Source organism: Pseudomonas sp. RP-B7 (assembly GCF_059803535.1).
Map to the genome: position 1 here is coordinate 30,400 of NZ_JAPFHC010000007.1, position 19,643 is coordinate 50,042.

Genomic DNA, 19,643 nt, shown 5'->3' on the forward strand with positions numbered 1-19,643 from the left:
GGGTTGGCGGCGGGTTGTCATCAAAGTTGGGGGCTAAGACCAGGATTTCAAGGGCGGCTCGCTTCCTCGATTTTGAAATGCGCACGGGCAGTGGCAATCGGTTCCGCCGCGGTGCTCTGCCACGCGGTGATCGCGACATTCGCCACCCGTCGGCCCTGGCGCCACACCTGGCATTTGGCGTAAGTGTCGCAAAACTGGCCCGCGCGCAGGTAATCCAGGGAGAAATCGATGATTTTCGGCAACCCCGGCGCGCCGGTGAACACCAGCAGGTGCAGCGCCGCCGACAATTCCATGAAGCCTGCGATCACGCCGCCGTGGAGCGCCGGCAATATGGGGTTACCAATATTGTCCTTACTGGCCGGCAAGCGAAACAGCAACTCATCGCCCAAACGGGTGCATTCGATGCCGATCAGTCTGGCGTAAGGGATCTGCTCCAGCAGCGCTGCATAGTTGCCGCGTGCGTGGGCCTGTTCCAGGCGGGTCTTGAATCGATGGGTCATGCCTGTGCTCCCTGGATGGTGCTGCCCAATCCTTGTGTGCCTTTAAGCCGCTTGCCCATACGCATGAACGTACCCACCACATGGGCGATGGGTTGCTGCGGGTCATCCTGATAGGCGAAGCCGCGGGTAAAGATCACGTCGGTGGTGACCCGGTAGCATTGGGCGAAGCCGTACACCGGCTTGTGGGGTTCGGCGGGATGCATGTAGTCGATGCGCAGGTCGAGGGTTGGACACACCTCGAACTCCGGCAGGACGCACAGGGTCGCCATGCCGCAAGCGGTGTCCATCAAGGAGGTCAAGGCGCCGCCGTGGATCACGCCGGTGTGCGGGTCGCCGACCAGGTGCGGGGCATACGGCATGAGCAGCGTAATACCCTCCCCGCTGGCCCCATGGGCGGTAATGCCCAGCACCTGGCAATGGCGCAAGGCCGATACAAAGCGCGCCGCGCGCTCTAACAAAGGGTTTTCGGTCATTCGTTCGAGACTCTTATTAGTGTTGATCGAGGCTATCGGTGGCGCCGGAAAAAGTTCCTTTAAGTCAGTGGTTTATATATCTGTGAAACAAAAGGAACTAATGCTGGAGCCCCATGCTCGAAAGGCCAGTAGATATCTTCAATAAGGAGAAACAACCCATGCGCAAGACTTTAGCTATTTCCATGATGCTGGCCGCTGCCCTCGGTCTGGCTGCCTGCGACAAAAAATCCGAAGACAAAGCCCAAGACGCTGCTGCACATTCCGAGCAAGCTCAGAAAGACATGTCGAAGGCTCAGGATAAAGTGAACGACGCTGCGAAAGAAAACGCCGAAGCTGCCAAAGCTCAGGCTGAATCGAACGCCGCTGCAGCAAAAGAAGCAGCACCTGCTACTCCAGCCACCGGTTCTTGAGACCGCGGTTTGAAATAGCCTGACTGCAAAAAGAAAGCCCGCTTAGATAGCGGGCTTTTTTGCGGCTGCTGTTTGAGTTGAAACGTTAATCAAGCCAGCTCTTTAACCGCCTCCGGCTGTGCCGTATCGGTCGGGGTAAACACCATCACTTGCAGTACGTCGGAATGAAACTCCCGGCGATACAGCACCAGCACCACCCCGCTGCTCATCAGCATGAACAACCAGGGGCTGACAAACCACGCCAGCATGGTCATGCCGAAGTAGTAAGAGCGCAGGCCAAAGTTGAATTGGTTGGCGGCCATGGAAATCACGCGCGCCGCTCGCAGGGCGAACGCCTGACGTTCCTGCTCGGACACGTGCCGCTCACCGATCATCGGCGCAGAACCCACCAGCACTGCCGCAAAGTTGTACTGGCGCATGCACCAGCTAAAGGTGAAGAAGGCGTAGACGAACACCAGTGCCAGGCACAGCAACTTGATCTCGGACATACCCTGGGATGCCTGCTGCACCATCGGAATGTCCGCCAACAGCGACACCGCCCGCTCCGAGGCGCCCAGCACCGTGAGAATACCGGCGAGGATGATCAAGGTACTGGAAGCGAAGAACGAGGCGTTACGCTCCAGGTTGCCGATCACGCTGGCGTCGGCGATGCGGTTGTCGCGCATCAGCATGCGGCGCATCCAGTCTTCGCGATACAGATGCAGCACACTGGCCAGGCAGGCCGTGTCCCGGGCCTTCCAGGTGGCATAGCGGGTGTAGCCACCCCAGCACAGGGCGAACCAGAAGGCGGCAAGCAGGTGGATCTGATTGGTTTCGATGAACGACATGCGGGCCCCTATGACGAGCGCGATCAGGGTGGGAGCTGGCTTGCCTGCGATGGCGTCTGCTCAGTCACTATTGTGCCAACTGACAGTCCGCTATCGCAGGCAAGCCAGCTCCCACACTGACCGCGTTTCAACTTGAATTTTTCTTAACCTGTTCGACGCTAGCCCAGGCAAAAAGACACTGCCAGCCGCCCATAAAAAAAGCCCCGTATCGATTGATACAGGGCTTTTCGATAGCGCGTTCAGCGGATCAAGCGATCGCTTCGCTGCGCTTGCCCAACAGACGGTCAATTACCACGGCCACTCCCAGCACCATCACCGACGGCACCAGCCAGGCCAGGCCTTGCTCGCTCAGCGGCAGGTTGGTCAACTGTGCAGGCAACCAGTCGGCGAAACCTGCACCCTTGAGCGCATCGATGCAGCCAAAGATGAACGACACCAGCATCACCGGCCCCACGATACGGCCCTGCTCCTGCCAGAAGTCTTTGCAGAAGCTCAACGCCACCAGCACGATGCACGGCGGGTAGATTGCGGTGAGTACCGGGATCGAGAACGCAATCAGCTTGGTCAGGCCCAGGTTGGACACGAACAGCGAGAACAGCGCCAGAATCACCACCAGCGTCTTGTAGGACAGCGGCAGGATGCGGCTGAAGTACTCGGCGCAGGCACAGGTCAGGCCTACAGCTGTCACCAGGCAAGCCAGTGAGATCAGCACCGCCAGGAAGCCGCTGCCCAGGGAACCAAAGGTGTGTTGCACGTAAGCGTGGAGCACCGCTGCGCCGTTACTGGCACCGGCGGCAACGGCATGGCTGCCCGAGCCCAGGCGGAACAGGCTGAAGTACACCAGGGCCAGGCCCACGCCGGCAATCAAGCCCGCAATGATGGCATAACGGGTGATGAGCTTCGGCGACTCGACGCCACGGGAGCGGATGGCATTGACGATCACGATGCCAAACACCAGGGCGCCCAGGGTATCCATGGTCAGGTAGCCCTGGATAAAGCCTTGGGAAAACGGTGCAGCGACATATTCAGGGGTAGCGACGCCCACGTCACCGGCCGGCAAGGCGAACGCGGCAATGCCGAGCACGGCCAGTGCGATGATCTTCAGCGGTGCCAGGAAACGCCCAACGGTGTCCAGCAAACGCCCCGGATACAGGGAAACGAAGAACACCACCAGGAAGTACACCGAGCTGTAGAGCAACAGTGCCAGCGGGCTTTCACCAGTCAGCGGCGCCAGGCCCACTTCAAAGGACACGGTCGCGGTACGCGGGGTGGCGAACAGCGGCCCTACCGCCAGATACGCCGCCGCCGCGAGCAGGCCACCGGCTATCTTGCCGATCGGGCTGCTCAACGCGTCCATACCGCCGCCGACCTTGGCCAGGGCGATCACGGTAACCACCGGCAAACCCACTGCGGTGATCAGGAAGCCCAGCGCTGCCATCCAGACATGAGGCCCGGACTGCAAACCTACGATAGGCGGGAAGATGATGTTGCCGGCGCCCACGAACAGGGCAAAGGTCATAAAGCCCAGCGCCAGGACATCCTGGCTTTTCAACACTTTCATTTCGGGAAATACCACACTACTGAATCGGAATTTAGAGAGGGATTCCCTGTGGATGAGGGAACTACTGTCGGCCCTGATGGGGGTCGACCGGTCTAGCGCGGGGCTTCCTTTTGGGAGGCACACGCATAAAGAGGCGGCTAGGGTACAGAATTTGGCTGACAAGCGCACTGTTGCGGGGCGTACTGTCCGATAAGCGACATCCAAATGTCGCGTTTTCATACTTAACCTGGCAGACCAATCCAATGTGGGAGCGGGCTTGCTCGCGAATGCGGTGTATCAGTCAACTTATCTGAATCTGACACTCCGCATTCGCGAGCAAGCCCGCTCCCACATTTTTGATCTTCACCAGATCCAGAATGCACAAAGGCCACCCGAAGGTGGCCTTTGTGTTGGTGAAGCGTCAGTTAAGCGCGAGGCTTACTTGACAGCCCAACCGGTCAGCTCGGCCAGGGCCTTGCCGATGTCTGCCAGCGAACGCACGGTTTTAACGCCTGCGTCTTGCAGCGCAGCGAATTTCTCGTCTGCAGTGCCTTTGCCGCCAGAGATGATTGCGCCAGCATGGCCCATGCGCTTGCCAGCAGGGGCAGTCACACCAGCGATGTAGGAAACAACCGGCTTGGTCACGTGTGCCTTGATGTAGGCAGCCGCTTCTTCTTCAGCCGAACCGCCGATCTCACCGATCATCACGATCGCTTCGGTCTTCGGGTCTTCCTGGAACAGTTTCAGGATGTCGATGAAGTTCGAGCCTGGGATCGGGTCACCGCCGATGCCGACGCAAGTCGACTGACCGAAACCGGCGTCAGTGGTCTGCTTGACCGCTTCGTAGGTCAGGGTGCCGGAACGGGAAACGATGCCGACTTTACCTGGCAAGTGAATGTGACCTGGCATGATGCCGATCTTGCATTCGCCCGGAGTGATCACGCCTGGGCAGTTAGGGCCGATCAGGGTAACACCCAGCTCGTCGCACTTAACTTTAGCGTCCAGCATGTCCAGGGTAGGAATGCCTTCGGTGATGCACACGATCAGCTTGATGCCGCCGAATGCTGCTTCCAGGATCGAGTCCTTGCAGAAAGGAGCTGGAACGTAGATCACGCTGGCAGTGGCGCCAGTGGCAGCTACAGCATCTTTCACGGTGTTGAACACTGGCAGGCCCAGGTGTTCGGTGCCGCCTTTACCAGGAGTTACACCACCAACCATCTTGGTGCCGTATTCGATGGCTTGCTGGCTGTGGAAACTACCTTGGGAACCGGTAATACCCTGGCAGATAACTTTGGTGTCTTTATTGATCAGGACGCTCATTATTTGCCCTCCGCAGCTTTGACAACTTGTTGAGCAGCGTCGGTCAGGCTGGTAGCCGCGATGATGTTCAAACCGCTTTCTGCCAGTACTTTAGCGCCCAGTTCAGCGTTGTTGCCTTCAAGGCGAACAACAACCGGGATTTTAACGCCGACTTCTTTCACTGCACCGATGATGCCTTCGGCAATCATGTCGCAACGAACGATGCCGCCGAAGATGTTGACCAGTACTGCAGCGACGTTGGAGTCGGACAGGATGATCTTGAAAGCTTCGGTTACGCGTTCTTTGGTAGCACCACCGCCCACGTCGAGGAAGTTGGCTGGTTTGCCGCCATGCAGGTTGACGATGTCCATGGTACCCATGGCCAGGCCAGCACCGTTGACCATGCAACCGATGTTACCTTCCAGGGCTACGTAGTTCAGTTCGAACTTGGCAGCGTGCGCTTCGCGCGGATCGTCTTGCGACGGATCGTGGAAAGTCTTCAGCTTAGGCTGACGGTACATGGCGTTGGCGTCGATGTTGATCTTGGCATCGAGGCAATGCAGATCGCCGTCGGCCTTGATCACCAGCGGGTTCACTTCCAGCAGGGCCAGATCGTGATCCTGGAACAGTTTGGCCAGACCCACGAAGATCTTGGCAAACTGGGCAACTTGCTTGCCTTCCAGGCCCAGCTGGAAAGCCAGCTCGCGACCCTGGAATGGCTGAGCGCCAACCAGTGGATCGATAGTGGCTTTCAGAATTTTTTCTGGGGTTTCGTGAGCGATCTTCTCGATGTCCACGCCACCTTCGGTGGAAGCCATGAACACGATGCGACGGCTCGAACGGTCAACGACAGCGCCCAGGTACAGCTCTTTAGCGATATCAGTGCACGATTCAACCAGGATCTTGGTGACTGGCTGGCCATTGGCATCAGTCTGGTAAGTCACCAGACGCTTGCCCAGCCACTGCTGTGCGAAGGCCTTGGCGTCCTCTTTGCTGCGAACCAGCTTAACGCCGCCCGCTTTACCGCGACCACCAGCGTGGACCTGGGCTTTGACAACCCACTCGGTACCACCGATTTTGTCGCAAGCTTCTGCTGCTGCTTCCGGGGTGTCTACTGCGTAGCCCTTGGATACTGGCAGGCCGTATTCAGCGAACAGCTGCTTACCCTGATACTCGTGAAGATTCATGCTTTTTACCGTCTTCGTTAGGTACTGCGCATTCGGCGCTGCGCTCATTATGAGTGCCGCGCCACCTGTGACTGCTGCTTGCGCAACTTGCGGGGCTCAAGGCCCGTAAAGCTGCGCAAGGCTGCGTCCAGCGGATATTCCGCGGTGAGTCTTGCGCACAAGGCTCACGACGGGCAACTCCGCCGTGGTTTCTTATTATCTCGCTTAGCGCTTCTTGCGGTTGGCGATGTGGATGGCGCCGCCATTCACTGCCAACGCTGCTTCGTGCAATGCTTCGGACAGGGTCGGATGGGAGAAGACCATCATGCCCAGGTCCTCGGCACTGGTGCCGAACTCCATACCGATCGCGCCTTGCTGAACCAGTTCTGCAGCGCTCGGGCCAATCACGTGGACGCCCAATACGCGGTCAGTCTTGGCATCAGCGATGACTTTGACAAAACCACCGGTGTCGTTCGCTGCCATGGCACGGCCAGAAGCGGCAAACGGGAAGGTGCCGACGTTAACTTCAACGCCTTCAGCTTTCAACTGCTGTTCGTTCTTGCCGACCCATGCAATTTCCGGGTGGGTGTAGATAACCGAAGGGATCAGGTCGTAGTTCATCTGGGTCTTGTGGCCCTTGATGCGCTCGACAACCATGATGCCTTCTTCGGAAGCCTTGTGCGCCAGCATCATGCCGCGAACCACGTCACCGATGGCGTACACGCCAGGCACGGAGGTTGCGCAGTGATCGTCAACGTGCACGTAACCGCGCTCGTCGAGGGTCACGCCGCTGTCGGCTGCCAGCAGGTCGGTGGTCACTGGACGGCGACCCACGGCTACGATCAGCTTGTCGAAAGTGATGGTTTTTTCGCCATCCTTGTCGGTGTAGTTGACGACAACTTCTTCACCGTTGACTTTCGAACCGGTCACGCGAGCGCCCAGCTTGATGTCCAGACCTTGTTTGGTCAGGGTTTTCAGTGCTTCTTTGGAAACGGCGGTGTCGGCAGCCATCAGGAACGTGTCCAGGGCTTCCAGCACAGTCACTTCGGCACCCAGGCGGGACCATACCGAACCCAGTTCCAGGCCGATCACGCCAGCGCCGATCACGCCCAGACGCTTGGGAACAGCCTGGAATTCCAGGGCGCCGGTCGAATCAACGATCACGTTGTTGTCGACTGGAGCCGGTGGAATGTCGATTGGACGCGAACCTGGAGCCAGGATTACGTTCTCGGCTTCAATGATTTCGGTCGAACCGTCTGGCTTGGTGATTTCAACTTTCTTGCCGGCCAGCAGCTTGCCGTGGCCTTGCAGGGAAGTGACGCCGTTGGCCTTGAACAAGGTCGCAACGCCGGAAGTCAGGCCTTTAACGATGTTGGCTTTACGGCCGACCATTGCTGGCACGTCCATGGTCACGCCAGCATGGTTGATGCCGTGGATCGCGAAGCCGTCTTGGGCTTCGTGGAGTTTCCAGGAGCTGTCCAGCAGCGCCTTGGAAGGAATGCAACCGACGTTCAGGCAAGTACCGCCCAGTGCCAGTTTGCCTTCCTTGTCGGTGTATTTTTCGATGCAAGCAGTCGAGAGGCCCAGTTGTGCGGCCTTGATGGCGGCAACATAGCCGCCAGGACCTGCACCAATCACTACAACGTCAAATTTCTGCGACATGAAAATAGATCCTCTATTTAGCGACAAGCTTTAAGCGTCAAGCTGCAAGCCAAGCTGCTTTTTCCTGCAGCTTGCAGCTCGCAACTTGACGCTGCTTATATCAGATATCCAGCAGCAGACGAGCCGGGTCTTCCAGCAGGTTCTTGATGGTCACCAGGAAAGTCACGGCTTCTTTACCATCGATCAGGCGGTGATCGTAAGACAGTGCCAGGTACATCATCGGGCGGATCACGACTTGGCCGTTGATGGCCATCGGACGCTGGATGATGTTGTGCATGCCCAGGATCGCAGCTTGTGGCGGGTTGACGATCGGGGTCGACATCATCGAACCGAAGGTACCACCGTTGGTGATGGTGAACGTACCGCCGGTCATCTCGTCGATGGTCAGCTTGCCGTCACGGGCTTTCTTGCCGAAGGTGGCGATGCCGCCTTCGATTTCAGCCAGGCTCATCAGTTCGGCGTTACGCAGGACCGGCACCACCAGGCCACGGTCGCTGGACACCGCTACGCCGACGTCTGCGTAGCCATGGTAAACGATGTCGTTGCCGTCGATGGAAGCGTTGACAGCCGGGAAGCGTTTCAGCGCTTCGGTGGCCGCTTTCACGAAGAACGACATGAAGCCCAGGCGCACGCCGTTGTGGGACTTCTCGAACAGATCCTTGTACTTCGAACGCAGGGCCATGACTTCGGTCATGTCGACTTCGTTGAAAGTGGTCAGCATCGCCATGTTCGACTGTGCTTCAACCAGGCGCTTGGCCACGGTGGCACGTACACGGGTCATCGGTACGCGCTTCTCGGTGCGGTCGCCGGCAGCGAACACAGGGGCAGCGGCAGCCGGGGCAGCAGCCTTGGCAGGCGCGGCAGCTGGAGCGTTTTTCTTGGCTTCAACAGCAGCAACCACGTCTTCCTTGGTCACACGGCCGTCTTTGCCGGTGCCTTTGATGGAGGCCAGGTTGATGCCATTTTCTTCAGCCAGTTGACGCGCAGCTGGAGCAGCGATCGGGTCTTCAGCGCCAGCAGCCGGGGCGGCAGCTGGTGCCGAAGCAGCTGGTGCAGCGGCGGCAGGAGCAGCGGCAGCAGCGCTGCCCTCTTCAATCGAGCCCAGAACCTGGTTCGACAGGACGGTAGCGCCCTCTTCAGCCACGATTGCGCCCAGCACGCCGTCAGCCTCGGCCAACACTTCCAGAACAACTTTGTCGGTCTCGATGTCGACGATCAGGTCGTCACGCTTTACAGCGTCGCCTGGTTTCTTGTGCCAGGTGGCAACGGTGCCATCGGCAACCGATTCCGGGAATGACGGGGCTTTGATTTCGATAGCCATTATCTGTGTGTCCTTAAAATTCGGTTTCAGTCAGCGCGAAGGCGTTAAACAGTGAAAGCATCTTGCAGCAGTTTTTCCTGCTGCTCGGCGTGCATCGACGCATAACCACACGCAGGTGCAGCAGAAGCATCACGACCGGCGTATTCAAGGCCCAGGGCCTTGTTATGGTTGCCGATGCTACGACGCAGGTGATGCTGGCTGCTGTACCACGCGCCCTGGTTCATCGGTTCTTCCTGGCACCACACCACATTGGTGAGGTTGGTGTAAGGCGCGATGGCCTCCATCAGGTCGTCTTCCGGGAACGGGTAAAGCTGCTCGATACGCACGATGGCGATGTCTTCGCGGCCTTCGGCACGACGTTTTTCCAGCAGGTCGTAGTAGACCTTGCCGCTGCACAGGACCAAGCGAGTCACCTTGGCCGCGTCCAATGCATCGATTTCTGGAATCACGGTCTGGAACGAGCCTTCGGCCAGATCTTCCAGGGTCGAGATGGCCAATTTGTGACGCAACAGCGATTTCGGAGTCAGCACTACCAGCGGCTTGCGCAGCGGGCGGATCACCTGGCGACGCAGCAAGTGGTAGATCTGGGCCGGCGTAGTCGGCACGCACACCTGGATGTTGTGCTCGGCGCACAACTGCAGGTAACGCTCCAGACGGGCCGAGGAGTGCTCCGGCCCCTGACCTTCATAACCGTGTGGCAGCAGCATGGTCAGACCGCACAGGCGGCCCCACTTGTGCTCGCCGCTGGTGATGAACTGGTCGATAACCACCTGGGCACCGTTGGCGAAGTCGCCGAACTGGGCTTCCCAGATCACCAGCGCGTTAGGCGTGGTGGTGGAGTAGCCGTATTCGAACGCCAGCACGGCCTCTTCGGACAGGAACGAATCGTACAGGTCGAAACGTGGCTGGCCTTCGTACAGGTGCTTGAGCGGCACATAGGTGCCCGCGTCTTTCTGGTTGTGCAATACCGCGTGACGGTGCGAGAACGTACCGCGGCCGATGTCCTGGCCGGTCATGCGGATCGGGTGACCTTCGAACGCCAGGGTCGCGTATGCCATGGTTTCGGCATAACCCCAGTTGATCGGCAGGCCGCCGGCTTGCATCTTCTGACGGTCTTCGTAGATCTTCGCAACCTGGCGCTGTACGACGAAGCCTTCCGGAATTTCCAGCAGCTTGGCAGACAGTTCCTGCAGGGTTTTCAGATCGAACGAGGTGTCGTGACGCGCGGTCCAGGTGTGACCCAGGTATGGACGCCAGTCGACGAACAGCTCTTTGTTCGGCTCTTTGACCAGGCTTTTCACTACGTGCAGACCGTTGTCCAGCGCGTTGCGGTATTCATCGATCTTCGCCTGAACACGTGCATCGTCAACCACACCGGCCTTCGTCAGGCTTTCGGCGTACAGCTCACGGGTGGTGCGCTGCTTGGTGATCTGCTGGTACATCAACGGCTGGGTGCCGCTTGGTTCGTCGGCTTCGTTGTGACCGCGACGGCGGTAGCAAACCAGGTCGATCACCACGTCACGCTTGAACTGCATGCGGTAGTCGACAGCCAGTTGGGTCACGAACAGCACGGCTTCCGGATCATCGCCATTCACATGGAGGATCGGTGCCTGGATCATCTTGGCAACGTCGGTGGCGTACTCGGTAGAGCGTGCGTCCAGCGGGTTGCTGATGGTGAAGCCGACTTGGTTGTTGATGACGATGTGAACCGTGCCGCCGGTCTTGAAGCCGCGAGTCTGCGACATCTGGAACGTTTCCAGGACCACGCCTTGACCGGCGAATGCCGCGTCACCGTGGATGGAAATCGGCAGGACTTTTTCACCGGTCGCGTCGTTGCGACGATCCTGGCGCGCACGGACCGAACCCTCGACCACTGGAGAAACGATTTCCAGGTGGGATGGGTTGAAGGCCATGGCCAGGTGAACTTCACCGCCGGTGGTCATCACGTTGGACGAGAAGCCCTGGTGGTATTTAACGTCACCGGAACCCAGCTCGACCTTCTTCTTGCCTTCGAACTCGTCGAACAGTTCACGCGGGTTCTTGCCGAAGGTGTTGACCAACACGTTCAGACGACCACGGTGAGCCATGCCGATCACGATTTCCTTGGTGCCATAGGAACCGGAACGCTGGATCAGCTCGTCGAGCATCGGGATCAGGCTTTCGCCGCCTTCCAGACCAAAACGCTTGGTACCTGGGTATTTGGTGCCCAGGTATTTTTCCAGGCCTTCGGCAGCGGTCACGCGCTCAAGCAGGTGGCTACGTACGTCAGCGGACAATACCGGACGACCACGCACGCCTTCCAGACGATGCTGGAACCAGTGGCGTTGCTCGGAATCGGTGATGTGCGTGAACTCAGCGCCAATGGTGCGGCAATATGTCTGCTGCAACGCTTCGTGAATTTCGCGTAGGCTCGCTTCCTCTTTGCCGATGAACAGGTCTCCGGCACGGAAGGTCGTATCAAGATCGGCATTGGTCAAGCCGTAATGATTGATCGACAGGTCAGCAGGTGCAGGACGCTGCCAGAGCCCCAGCGGGTCAAGCTGGGCCGCCTGGTGGCCACGCATCCGGTAAGCCTGGATCAGTCGCAGTACTTCAACTTGCTTCTTCTCATGCTCACTGCTCACGCTGCCGGCGGAAACCGGTTGGGCGCGGCGCTGGTTCTTTGCCAGCAGCACAAATTGATCGCGAATTGTTGCATGCGATACATCGGTGGCAGCGTTGCCGTCTGAAGACAACGTCTGAAATTTGGTGCGCCATTCTTCTGGCACAGCGTTAGGGTCGTGCAGGTAGAGCTCATAAAGCTCTTCCACATAGGCAGCGTTACCACCTGAAAGATAGCCGCTGTTCCACATGCGCTGCATCACGCTTTCTTGCATGCTTGGTCACCCTCGATTTGGGGACACCACCGGCGAAAACACCGAGTTTGCTTGCAAAAGGCCAAGTGCAGCGACCAAAACAAGCCACTTAGGATCACGCTGATAGTTCGGGTACCAACCCGAATGCCCCTGCTTGTCTCATTTCTTCAAAATAAGAGCTGCGGCTTTGTAAGTCGCTGCTCAAGTTAAAACTACGGCGCCGGTTGAAGCCTGCGCCGCAGCATTTACGGGCACAACGGTCCTGCTTTGCTACAACGTCAGTTACACGCCGCTTTGCAGCAGCATGTTACGGATGTGACCAATGGCCTTAGTCGGGTTCAGGCCTTTGGGACATACGTTGACGCAGTTCATGATCCCGCGGCAGCGGAATACGCTGAACGGGTCATCCAGTGAAGCCAGACGCTCGGAGGTCTTGGTGTCACGGCTGTCTGCCAGGAAGCGGTACGCTTGCAGCAGGGCAGCTGGACCCAGGAATTTATCCGGGTTCCACCAGAAGGATGGGCAAGAAGTCGAGCAGCAAGCGCACAGGATGCACTCGTACAGACCGTCAAGTTTCTCACGCTCTTCCGGGGACTGCAGACGTTCGATGGCCGGAGCCGGCGTGTCGTTTTGCAGGAACGGCTTAACTTTCTCGTATTGCTTGTAGAAGATGCTCATATCGACAACCAAGTCACGGATAACCGGCAAACCTGGCAGCGGACGAACGATCAGCTTGTTACCTTTAACCACGGCGGACAGCGGCGTGATGCACGCCAGGCCGTTTTTGCCGTTGATGTTCATGCCGTCGGAACCGCACACACCTTCACGGCAAGAGCGACGATAAGAGAAACCTTCGTCCTGCTCTTTGATCAGTGCCAACACATCCAGCACCATCAGGTCTTTACCACCGGTATCGACCTGGAATTCCTGCATGAACGGCGCAGCGTCCTGATCAGGGTTGTAGCGATAAACACTGACTTTCAACATGGCAGCCACCCTTAGTAAGTCCGAATCTTCGGTTCAAACGTCGGAACCGTCTTCGGCGAGAAGTTCACGGCACGCTTGGTTACGCGCTTGTCACCCGGGAAGTACAGGGTGTGGCACAACCAGTTTTCGTCGTCGCGATCTTCAAAGTCTTCACGGGCGTGGGCACCACGGGATTCTTTACGAACCTCGGCAGCGATTGCGGTCGCTTCGGCCACTTCCAGCAGGTTTTGCAGCTCAAGGGCTTCGATACGAGCGGTGTTGAACGCCTGGCTCTTATCGTTGATCTTGACGTTGGCGATGCGCTTGCGCAGGTCGGCCAACTGGGCGATGCCCTTCTGCATGTACTCGCCGGTACGGAACACACCGAAGTAGTTCTGCATGCAGCTTTGCAGCTCGCGACGCAGGGTTGCTACGTCTTCGCCATCAGTACGCTCGTTCAGAGCGTTCAGACGCGCCAGGGCAGCTTCGATGTTGGCGTCGGTGGCGTCATCGTATTCGATGCCGTCGGTCAGCGCTTTTTCCAGGTGCAGGCCGGCAGCACGGCCGAATACCACCAGGTCGAGCAGCGAGTTGCCGCCCAGACGGTTGGCACCGTGAACCGATACGCAAGCCACTTCGCCTACCGCGAACAGGCCGTGGATGATCTCGTCTTCGCCCTCGGCGTTCTGGGTGATCGCCTGGCCATGAATGTTGGTCGGCACGCCGCCCATCATGTAGTGGCAAGTCGGAACAACCGGAACCGGAGCAACCACCGGGTCAACGTGAGCAAAGGTCTTGGACAGCTCGCAGATACCTGGCAGGCGGCTATGCAGGACTTCTTCGCCCAGGTGATCGAGCTTCAGCAGTACGTGGTCGCCATTCGGGCCACAGCCGTTGCCGGCGATGATCTCTTTAACCATCGAACGGGCCACAACGTCACGACCAGCAAGGTCTTTCGCGTTCGGAGCATAACGCTCCATGAAACGCTCGCCGTGCTTGTTGATCAGGTATCCACCTTCACCACGGCAACCTTCGGTAACCAGTACACCAGCGCCGGCGATGCCGGTCGGGTGGAACTGCCACATTTCGATGTCTTGCACCGGCACGCCGGCACGCAGTGCCATGCCAACGCCGTCGCCGGTGTTGATCAGGGCATTGGTGGTCGAAGCGTAGATACGGCCTGCACCGCCAGTCGCCAGCACGGTAGCCTTGGCGCGGATGTAGGTGGTTTCACCGGTTTCGATGCAGATCGCGATCACGCCGACGAACTCGCCTTGCGAGTTCTTCACCAGATCAACCGCGTAGTACTCGTTCAGGAACGTGGTACCGGCTTTCAGGTTGCCCTGATAAAGGGTGTGCAGCAGCGCGTGACCGGTACGGTCGGAAGCGGCGCAGGTACGGGCAGCCTGCCCGCCTTTACCGTAATCCTTCGACTGGCCGCCGAATGGACGCTGGTAGATACGACCCTGTTCGGTACGGGAGAACGGCAGACCCATATGGTCCAGCTCGAACACCGCAGCCGGGCCTTCCTGACACATGTATTCGATAGCGTCCTGGTCACCGATATAGTCGGAACCCTTGACGGTATCGTACATGTGCCAGCGCCAGTCATCGTTCGGGTCGGCGGAGGCGATGGCGCAGGTGATGCCACCCTGGGCCGATACGGTGTGGGAACGGGTCGGGAACACCTTGGTGATCACGGCAGTCTTGTGACCGCCCTGTGCCAGCTGCAGCGCAGCGCGCATGCCGGCACCGCCACCACCAATAATGATGGCGTCGAATGAAATAGTTGGAATGTTAGCCATGGATCAGATACCCCAAAGAATCTGCACACCCCAGACGAAGTAAGCGAACATCGCGACGCCGCAGACTGCCTGGAAGAGGAAACGTACTGCGGTCGCGGACTTGCCCAGCGCCATTGGCGTCAGGTAGTCGGTCGCGATGGTCCACATGCCGACCCAGGCGTGAGCGCCCAGGGCTACAAGGGCCAGCAGACTGAAGATTCGCATCGCATTATGGGAAAACAGGCCGTGCCATTGCTCATAGCTGATGCCTGGATTTGCGACGAGGTATCCGATCAGGAAGATGAAATAAGCCGCGAGAACGACCGCAGACACACGCTGTGCCATCCAGTCATAGAGGCCCGAACGCGAAAGGTTCGTAACGCTGGTTACCATATCCAAACTCCTGCCAGAACGATCAGCACCACGGAAATGGCGATGATGATTTTCGAGCCCAGGCGGCCGCCTTCCAGCGTCTCACCGATACCCGCATCCATGATCAAGTGGCGCACACCGGCTACCAGGTGATACAGCAGAGCGGACAGGAGGCCCCATGCTACGAACTTGGCCAGCGGGCTGGTCAAGCATGCCTTCACCTCGGCGTAACCTTCCTCGGAACCCAGGGATTTGCTCAATGCGTAAAGCATGATGCCCAAGCCCAGGAACAGGATGATGCCGGAAACACGGTGCAGGAACGACGTAACGCCGGTGATGGGGAGTTTGATGGTCCTTAGGTCTAGGTTTACAGGTCGTTGGCTATTCTTCACGGCTTTTTTTTCACACTGAAGAGCCCCTAACAATCAGGGCAAAGTTGTAGGGGAGTGCACTGGTCAGGTAGCACCACCCAGGGAGTGCGACCCCCAATGAAAGCAAGCCCAAAAGCCCTTGGCGGTCGGTGGCCGAGTATAGACAGTTAGGTTACTAATGACAACGCGCCTGCCTCACCCTAATAGCTGATTGCGCTGGCGGTATAAAAGGCGTAAACGGCAGGCAATTTCGAGGAAAAAGTACGGTTAAAGCCTTCTGGTGCAAGACTTTAGGCAAATTGACATCTGGATTTATATCAATATAGTGGTGCGGGCCCTGCGTGGGGGGTCTGTCTGATGATTTGAAGCATAAATAGGAGGCCACATGGCTGACAAAAAAGCGCAGTTGATCATCGAGGGCGCAGCCCCCGTCGAGCTGCCCATTTTAACCGGCACCGTTGGTCCCGATGTTATCGACGTACGGGGCCTGACGGCCACGGGCCGTTTTACATTCGACCCAGGCTTCATGTCGACCGCCTCTTGCGAGTCGAAGATCACCTACATCGACGGTGATAATGGCATTTTGCTGCATCGCGGCTACCCGATCGAGCAACTGGCCGAGAAATCGGACTACCTGGAAACCTGCTACCTGCTGCTAAATGGCGAACTGCCAACAGCCGAGCAGAAAGCCCAGTTCGTCAGCACCGTGAAGAACCACACCATGGTTCACGAGCAGTTGAAGACCTTCTTCAACGGCTTCCGTCGCGACGCCCACCCAATGGCCGTCATGTGCGGTGTGGTCGGCGCCCTGTCGGCCTTCTATCACGACTCCCTCGACATCAATAACCCGCAGCATCGCGAAATTTCCGCGATCCGCCTGGTTGCCAAGATGCCGACCCTGGCCGCAATGGTTTACAAGTACTCCATGGGTCAACCCATGATGTACCCGCGCAACGACCTGACGTACGCGGAAAACTTCCTGCACATGATGTTCAACACCCCGTGCGAGATCAAACCGATCAGCCCGACGCTCGCCAAGGCCATGGACCGGATCTTCATCCTCCACGCCGACCACGAGCAGAACGCATCGACCTCCACCGTGCGCCTGGCAGGCTCCTCGGGTGCCAACCCGTTCGCCTGTATCGCCGCCGGCATCGCCGCACTGTGGGGCCCTGCCCACGGCGGTGCGAACGAAGCCGTATTGACCATGCTCGATGAAATCGGCGATGTCTCGAACATCGACAAGTTCATCGCCAAGGCCAAGGACAAGAACGATCCGTTCAAGTTGATGGGCTTCGGTCACCGGGTCTACAAGAACCGCGACCCACGCGCCACCGTCATGAAGCAGACCTGCGACGAAGTGTTGAAGGAACTGGGCATCAACAACGATCCGCAACTCGAACTGGCCATGCGCCTGGAAGAGATCGCCCTGACCGACCCGTACTTCATCGAACGCTCGCTGTACCCGAACGTCGACTTCTACTCGGGGATCATCCTGAAGGCGATCGGCATTCCAACCAGCATGTTCACCGTGATCTTCGCCCTGGCGCGGACCGTAGGCTGGATCTCCCACTGGAAAGAAATGCTCTCCAGCCCGTACAAGATTGGCCGCCCGCGCCAGCTGTACACCGGCTACGAGTCGCGTGACATCACCAAGCTGGAAGATCGCAAGTAAGCGCTACGCTTAGCTGCACTGAAAACGGCCTCCCTTAGTGGAGGCCGTTTTTGTTTGCGCAGGAATTGAGAAACTGTTTTGTCTGATCTGACGCCTTCGCGAGCAAGCCCGCTCCCACACTTGACCGCATTCTCATGTTGGAACTCGGTCAAGTGTGGGAGCGGGCTTGCTCGCGAAAGCAATATCACCAGCAACACATAACTCAAGCTCAAAAAAATACCCCGGCCTTGCGACCGGGGCACTTCTTATCCAGCTACAACCTTAGTGATTGACCGCCCCACTCGCCCCAAGGCCAGTCTGCGAACGCACAAACTGCGGGAAGTACAGTGCACGCTCCTTCTCTGCCGCCGCCGACTTGTCGGTGATGGAGAAGAACCAGATGCCGATGAACGCAATGACCATCGAGAACAGCGCCGGGTACTCATAAGGGAAGATGGCTTTTTCATGGTGCAGGATCGAGACCCAGATGGTCGGACCGAGGATCATCAGGCCAACGGCACTGACCAGGCCCAACCAGCCGCCAATCATCGCGCCACGGGTGGTGAGGTTTTTCCAGTACATGGAAAGCAGCAACACCGGGAAGTTACAGCTGGCGGCAATGGAGAACGCCAGGCCAACCATGAACGCGATGTTCTGGCTTTCGAACAGGATACCCAGACCGATCGCCAATACACCCAAGGCCACGGTGGTGATCTTCGACACGCGAATCTCGTCTTTCTCGTTGGCCTTGCCTTTCTTGATCACGCTGGCGTACAGGTCATGGGACACCGCCGACGCACCGGCCAGGGTCAGGCCGGCAACCACCGCGAGGATGGTCGCGAACGCCACCGCCGAGATGAAGCCCAGGAAGATACTGCCACCCACCGCGTTGGCCAGGTGCACCGCCGCCATGTTGTTGCCACCGAGCAAGGCGCCTGCTGCATCCTTGAACGCCGGGTTGGTGCTGACCAGCAGGATCGCGCCGAAGCCGATGATGAAGGTCAGGATATAGAAGTAGCCAATGAAACCAGTGGCGTACAGCACGCTCTTACGCGCTTCCTTGGCGTCGCTTACGGTGAAGAAGCGCATCAGGATGTGCGGCAGGCCGGCGGTACCGAACATCAGTGCCAAGCCAAGGGAGAATGCCGAGATCGGGTCTTTCACCAAGCCGCCAGGACTCATGATCGCTTCACCTTTCGGGTGAACCTTGATCGCCTCGGAGAACAGCACGTTGAAATCGAAGTTGACGTGCTTCATCACCATCAGCGCCATGAACGAGGCACCGGACAGCAGCAGCACTGCCTTGATGATCTGCACCCAGGTGGTCGCCAGCATGCCGCCGAACAGCACGTACATGCACATCAGGATGCCCACCAGGATCACCGCAACGTGGTAGTCCAGGCCGAACAGCAGTTGGATCAGCTTGCCCGCACCCACCATCTGCGCGATCAGGTAGAACGCCACTACCACCAGCGAGCCACAGGCCGACAGGCTGCGGATCTGGGTTTGCCCGAGGCGGTAGGACGCCACGTCGGCAAAGGTGTACTTGCCCAGGTTACGCAGGCGCTCGGCGATCAGGAACAGAATGATCGGCCAGCCCACCAGGAAACCGATCGAGTAGATCAGGCCATCGTAGCCGGAGGTGAACACCAGCGCGGAAATCCCCAGGAAGGACGCCGCCGACATGTAGTCACCGGCAATCGCCAGGCCATTCTGGAAACCGGTGATCTTGCCGCCGGCCGCATAGTAGTCGGCCGCCGATTTGTTGCGCTTGGACGCCCAGTAGGTGATGCACAGGGTGGCGCCGACAAACGCGACAAACATCACGATGGCCGACACGTTCAGGGGTTGCTTGTGCACTTCACCGGTCAATGCGTCCGCAGCCCAGAGGGCCGGAGCAAACAGCGAAGCGACGAATACTGCCAGTAGACGCCCGATCATTGCGCAGCCTCCTTGAGAATCGCATTGTTCAGGTCGTCGAATTCGCCATTGGCGCGGCGCACGTAGATGCCGGTCAGGACGAAGGCAGACACAATCAGCCCGACGCCCAGGGGAATACCCCAGGTAATCGAGGAACCGGGGCTGATCTTGGCCCCCAGCACTTGTGGCCCGTAGGCGATCAACAGGATGAAAGCGGAGTAAAGCCCGAGCATGATCGCCGAGAGAATCCAGGCGAATCGTTCCCTTTTTCTCACCAGCTCCTTGAAACGCGGGCTGTTTTGAATCGAGAGGTAAATGCTGTCGTTCATTGTTTTTATCCTCGCAGCACAGCTTTTTTATTATTTTGGAACGTATCCACTGTATGCGGCTGCCGTAGAGGTTCCAGACGACCTTAGTCTTAGATCGAGTGTAGCGAGGGATTGCGTGAACGCTGGAGGATTTGCAAAGGGTCAAATAAGTGTGGGAGCGGGCTTGCCCGCGAAGGCGGCGTGTCAGTACCGAA

At 58.3% G+C, this 19,643-nt stretch carries 17 protein-coding genes; 2 read left to right on the plus strand and 15 right to left on the minus strand.

The features are described 5' to 3' along the window. Nucleotides 1-47 precede the first annotated feature (47 nt). Nucleotides 48-500, minus strand: a complete 453-nt coding sequence (locus OPU96_RS08885) for a PaaI family thioesterase (RefSeq protein WP_498558977.1) — start codon at nt 498-500, stop codon at nt 48-50. Continuing rightward, nucleotides 497-973 carry a PaaI family thioesterase gene (locus OPU96_RS08890; RefSeq protein ID WP_498558978.1) on the minus strand — a complete coding sequence of 159 codons (477 nt, stop codon included), beginning with the start codon at nt 971-973 and terminating at the stop codon, nt 497-499. The genes OPU96_RS08885 and OPU96_RS08890 overlap by 4 nt, the downstream gene beginning before the upstream one ends. A 158-nt stretch (nt 974-1,131) precedes the next feature. Here OPU96_RS08890 and OPU96_RS08895 point away from each other — a divergent pair, with 158 nt between their 5' ends. Then, nucleotides 1,132-1,383 (plus strand): hypothetical protein, encoded by a 252-nt coding sequence (locus tag OPU96_RS08895; RefSeq protein WP_192298828.1) that lies wholly within the window; start codon nt 1,132-1,134, stop codon nt 1,381-1,383. An 89-nt stretch (nt 1,384-1,472) separates the two neighbouring features. On the opposite strand, the gene OPU96_RS08900 is transcribed toward OPU96_RS08895, so the two are convergent. The 11 genes from OPU96_RS08900 to sdhC all read right to left on the minus strand — a co-directional run bounded on the left by OPU96_RS08900 (nt 1,473) and on the right by sdhC (nt 15,600). After that, nucleotides 1,473-2,210 carry a DUF599 domain-containing protein gene (locus tag OPU96_RS08900; RefSeq protein ID WP_192298827.1) on the minus strand — a complete coding sequence of 246 codons (738 nt, stop codon included), beginning with the start codon at nt 2,208-2,210 and terminating at the stop codon, nt 1,473-1,475. 247 nt (nt 2,211-2,457) lie between these two features. Continuing rightward, nucleotides 2,458-3,771, minus strand: a complete 1,314-nt coding sequence (brnQ, locus tag OPU96_RS08905) for a branched-chain amino acid transport system II carrier protein (RefSeq protein ID WP_226455451.1) — start codon at nt 3,769-3,771, stop codon at nt 2,458-2,460. A 417-nt stretch (nt 3,772-4,188) separates the two neighbouring features. Then, a complete protein-coding gene (gene sucD, locus OPU96_RS08910; RefSeq protein WP_498558979.1) occupies nt 4,189-5,070 on the minus strand; it encodes a succinate--CoA ligase subunit alpha in 882 nt (293 codons plus the stop codon). Further along, on the minus strand, nt 5,070-6,236 hold the full coding sequence (gene sucC, locus OPU96_RS08915) for an ADP-forming succinate--CoA ligase subunit beta (RefSeq protein ID WP_003233235.1): 1,167 nt from the start codon (nt 6,234-6,236) through the stop codon (nt 5,070-5,072). Before sucC ends, sucD begins: the two co-directional genes overlap by 1 nt. Nucleotides 6,237-6,440: 204 nt before the next feature. Next, the gene (lpdA, locus tag OPU96_RS08920; protein ID WP_498558980.1) at nt 6,441-7,877 is read right to left on the minus strand and encodes a dihydrolipoyl dehydrogenase; all 1,437 of its coding nucleotides are present in this window, start codon (nt 7,875-7,877) and stop codon (nt 6,441-6,443) included. 100 nt (nt 7,878-7,977) lie between these two features. Then, entirely contained in the window at nt 7,978-9,198 is a 1,221-nt protein-coding gene (gene odhB / locus OPU96_RS08925; RefSeq protein ID WP_192298824.1) for a 2-oxoglutarate dehydrogenase complex dihydrolipoyllysine-residue succinyltransferase, read from the minus strand. Between the two features lie 44 nt (nt 9,199-9,242). Then, on the minus strand, nt 9,243-12,074 hold the full coding sequence (locus OPU96_RS08930) for a 2-oxoglutarate dehydrogenase E1 component (RefSeq protein WP_226455448.1): 2,832 nt from the start codon (nt 12,072-12,074) through the stop codon (nt 9,243-9,245). Between the two features lie 261 nt (nt 12,075-12,335). After that, on the minus strand, nt 12,336-13,040 hold the full coding sequence (locus OPU96_RS08935) for a succinate dehydrogenase iron-sulfur subunit (RefSeq protein ID WP_003172807.1): 705 nt from the start codon (nt 13,038-13,040) through the stop codon (nt 12,336-12,338). An 11-nt stretch (nt 13,041-13,051) separates the two neighbouring features. Next, nucleotides 13,052-14,824, minus strand: a complete 1,773-nt coding sequence (sdhA, locus tag OPU96_RS08940; protein WP_192298822.1) for a succinate dehydrogenase flavoprotein subunit — start codon at nt 14,822-14,824, stop codon at nt 13,052-13,054. Nucleotides 14,825-14,827: 3 nt separating this feature from the next. Next, the gene (gene sdhD, locus OPU96_RS08945; RefSeq protein ID WP_016974690.1) at nt 14,828-15,196 is read right to left on the minus strand and encodes a succinate dehydrogenase, hydrophobic membrane anchor protein; all 369 of its coding nucleotides are present in this window, start codon (nt 15,194-15,196) and stop codon (nt 14,828-14,830) included. Further along, nucleotides 15,190-15,600, minus strand: a complete 411-nt coding sequence (gene sdhC, locus OPU96_RS08950) for a succinate dehydrogenase, cytochrome b556 subunit (protein WP_177429371.1) — start codon at nt 15,598-15,600, stop codon at nt 15,190-15,192. Before sdhC ends, sdhD begins: the two co-directional genes overlap by 7 nt. A 331-nt stretch (nt 15,601-15,931) precedes the next feature. Here sdhC and gltA point away from each other — a divergent pair, with 331 nt between their 5' ends. After that, on the plus strand, nt 15,932-17,221 hold the full coding sequence (gene gltA, locus OPU96_RS08955) for a citrate synthase (protein ID WP_226455447.1): 1,290 nt from the start codon (nt 15,932-15,934) through the stop codon (nt 17,219-17,221). 261 nt (nt 17,222-17,482) lie between these two features. Here the strand turns inward: gltA and OPU96_RS08960 are convergent, their stop codons facing one another. Next, nucleotides 17,483-19,141 (minus strand): cation acetate symporter, encoded by a 1,659-nt coding sequence (locus OPU96_RS08960; RefSeq protein ID WP_192298820.1) that lies wholly within the window; start codon nt 19,139-19,141, stop codon nt 17,483-17,485. Further along, nucleotides 19,138-19,449 carry a DUF485 domain-containing protein gene (locus tag OPU96_RS08965; protein WP_192298819.1) on the minus strand — a complete coding sequence of 104 codons (312 nt, stop codon included), beginning with the start codon at nt 19,447-19,449 and terminating at the stop codon, nt 19,138-19,140. The genes OPU96_RS08960 and OPU96_RS08965 overlap by 4 nt, the downstream gene beginning before the upstream one ends. Nucleotides 19,450-19,643: the final 194 nt, after the last annotated feature.

Bases quoted from the DNA above. Each gene is read 5' to 3' on its own strand.
- OPU96_RS08885 (WP_498558977.1), bottom strand. From the start codon at position 500: ATGACCCATCGATTCAAGACCCGCCTGGAACAGGCCCACGCACGCGGC.
- OPU96_RS08890 (WP_498558978.1), bottom strand. From the start codon at position 973: ATGACCGAAAACCCTTTGTTAGAGCGCGCGGCGCGCTTTGTATCGGCC.
- OPU96_RS08895 (WP_192298828.1), top strand. From the start codon at position 1,132: ATGCGCAAGACTTTAGCTATTTCCATGATGCTGGCCGCTGCCCTCGGT.
- OPU96_RS08900 (WP_192298827.1), bottom strand. From the start codon at position 2,210: ATGTCGTTCATCGAAACCAATCAGATCCACCTGCTTGCCGCCTTCTGG.
- brnQ (WP_226455451.1), bottom strand. From the start codon at position 3,771: ATGAAAGTGTTGAAAAGCCAGGATGTCCTGGCGCTGGGCTTTATGACC.
- sucD (WP_498558979.1), bottom strand. From the start codon at position 5,070: ATGAGCGTCCTGATCAATAAAGACACCAAAGTTATCTGCCAGGGTATT.
- sucC (WP_003233235.1), bottom strand. From the start codon at position 6,236: ATGAATCTTCACGAGTATCAGGGTAAGCAGCTGTTCGCTGAATACGGC.
- lpdA (WP_498558980.1), bottom strand. From the start codon at position 7,877: ATGTCGCAGAAATTTGACGTTGTAGTGATTGGTGCAGGTCCTGGCGGC.
- odhB (WP_192298824.1), bottom strand. From the start codon at position 9,198: ATGGCTATCGAAATCAAAGCCCCGTCATTCCCGGAATCGGTTGCCGAT.
- OPU96_RS08930 (WP_226455448.1), bottom strand. From the start codon at position 12,074: ATGCAAGAAAGCGTGATGCAGCGCATGTGGAACAGCGGCTATCTTTCA.
- OPU96_RS08935 (WP_003172807.1), bottom strand. From the start codon at position 13,040: ATGTTGAAAGTCAGTGTTTATCGCTACAACCCTGATCAGGACGCTGCG.
- sdhA (WP_192298822.1), bottom strand. From the start codon at position 14,824: ATGGCTAACATTCCAACTATTTCATTCGACGCCATCATTATTGGTGGT.
- sdhD (WP_016974690.1), bottom strand. From the start codon at position 15,196: ATGGTAACCAGCGTTACGAACCTTTCGCGTTCGGGCCTCTATGACTGG.
- gltA (WP_226455447.1), top strand. From the start codon at position 15,932: ATGGCTGACAAAAAAGCGCAGTTGATCATCGAGGGCGCAGCCCCCGTC.
- OPU96_RS08960 (WP_192298820.1), bottom strand. From the start codon at position 19,141: ATGATCGGGCGTCTACTGGCAGTATTCGTCGCTTCGCTGTTTGCTCCG.
- OPU96_RS08965 (WP_192298819.1), bottom strand. From the start codon at position 19,449: ATGAACGACAGCATTTACCTCTCGATTCAAAACAGCCCGCGTTTCAAG.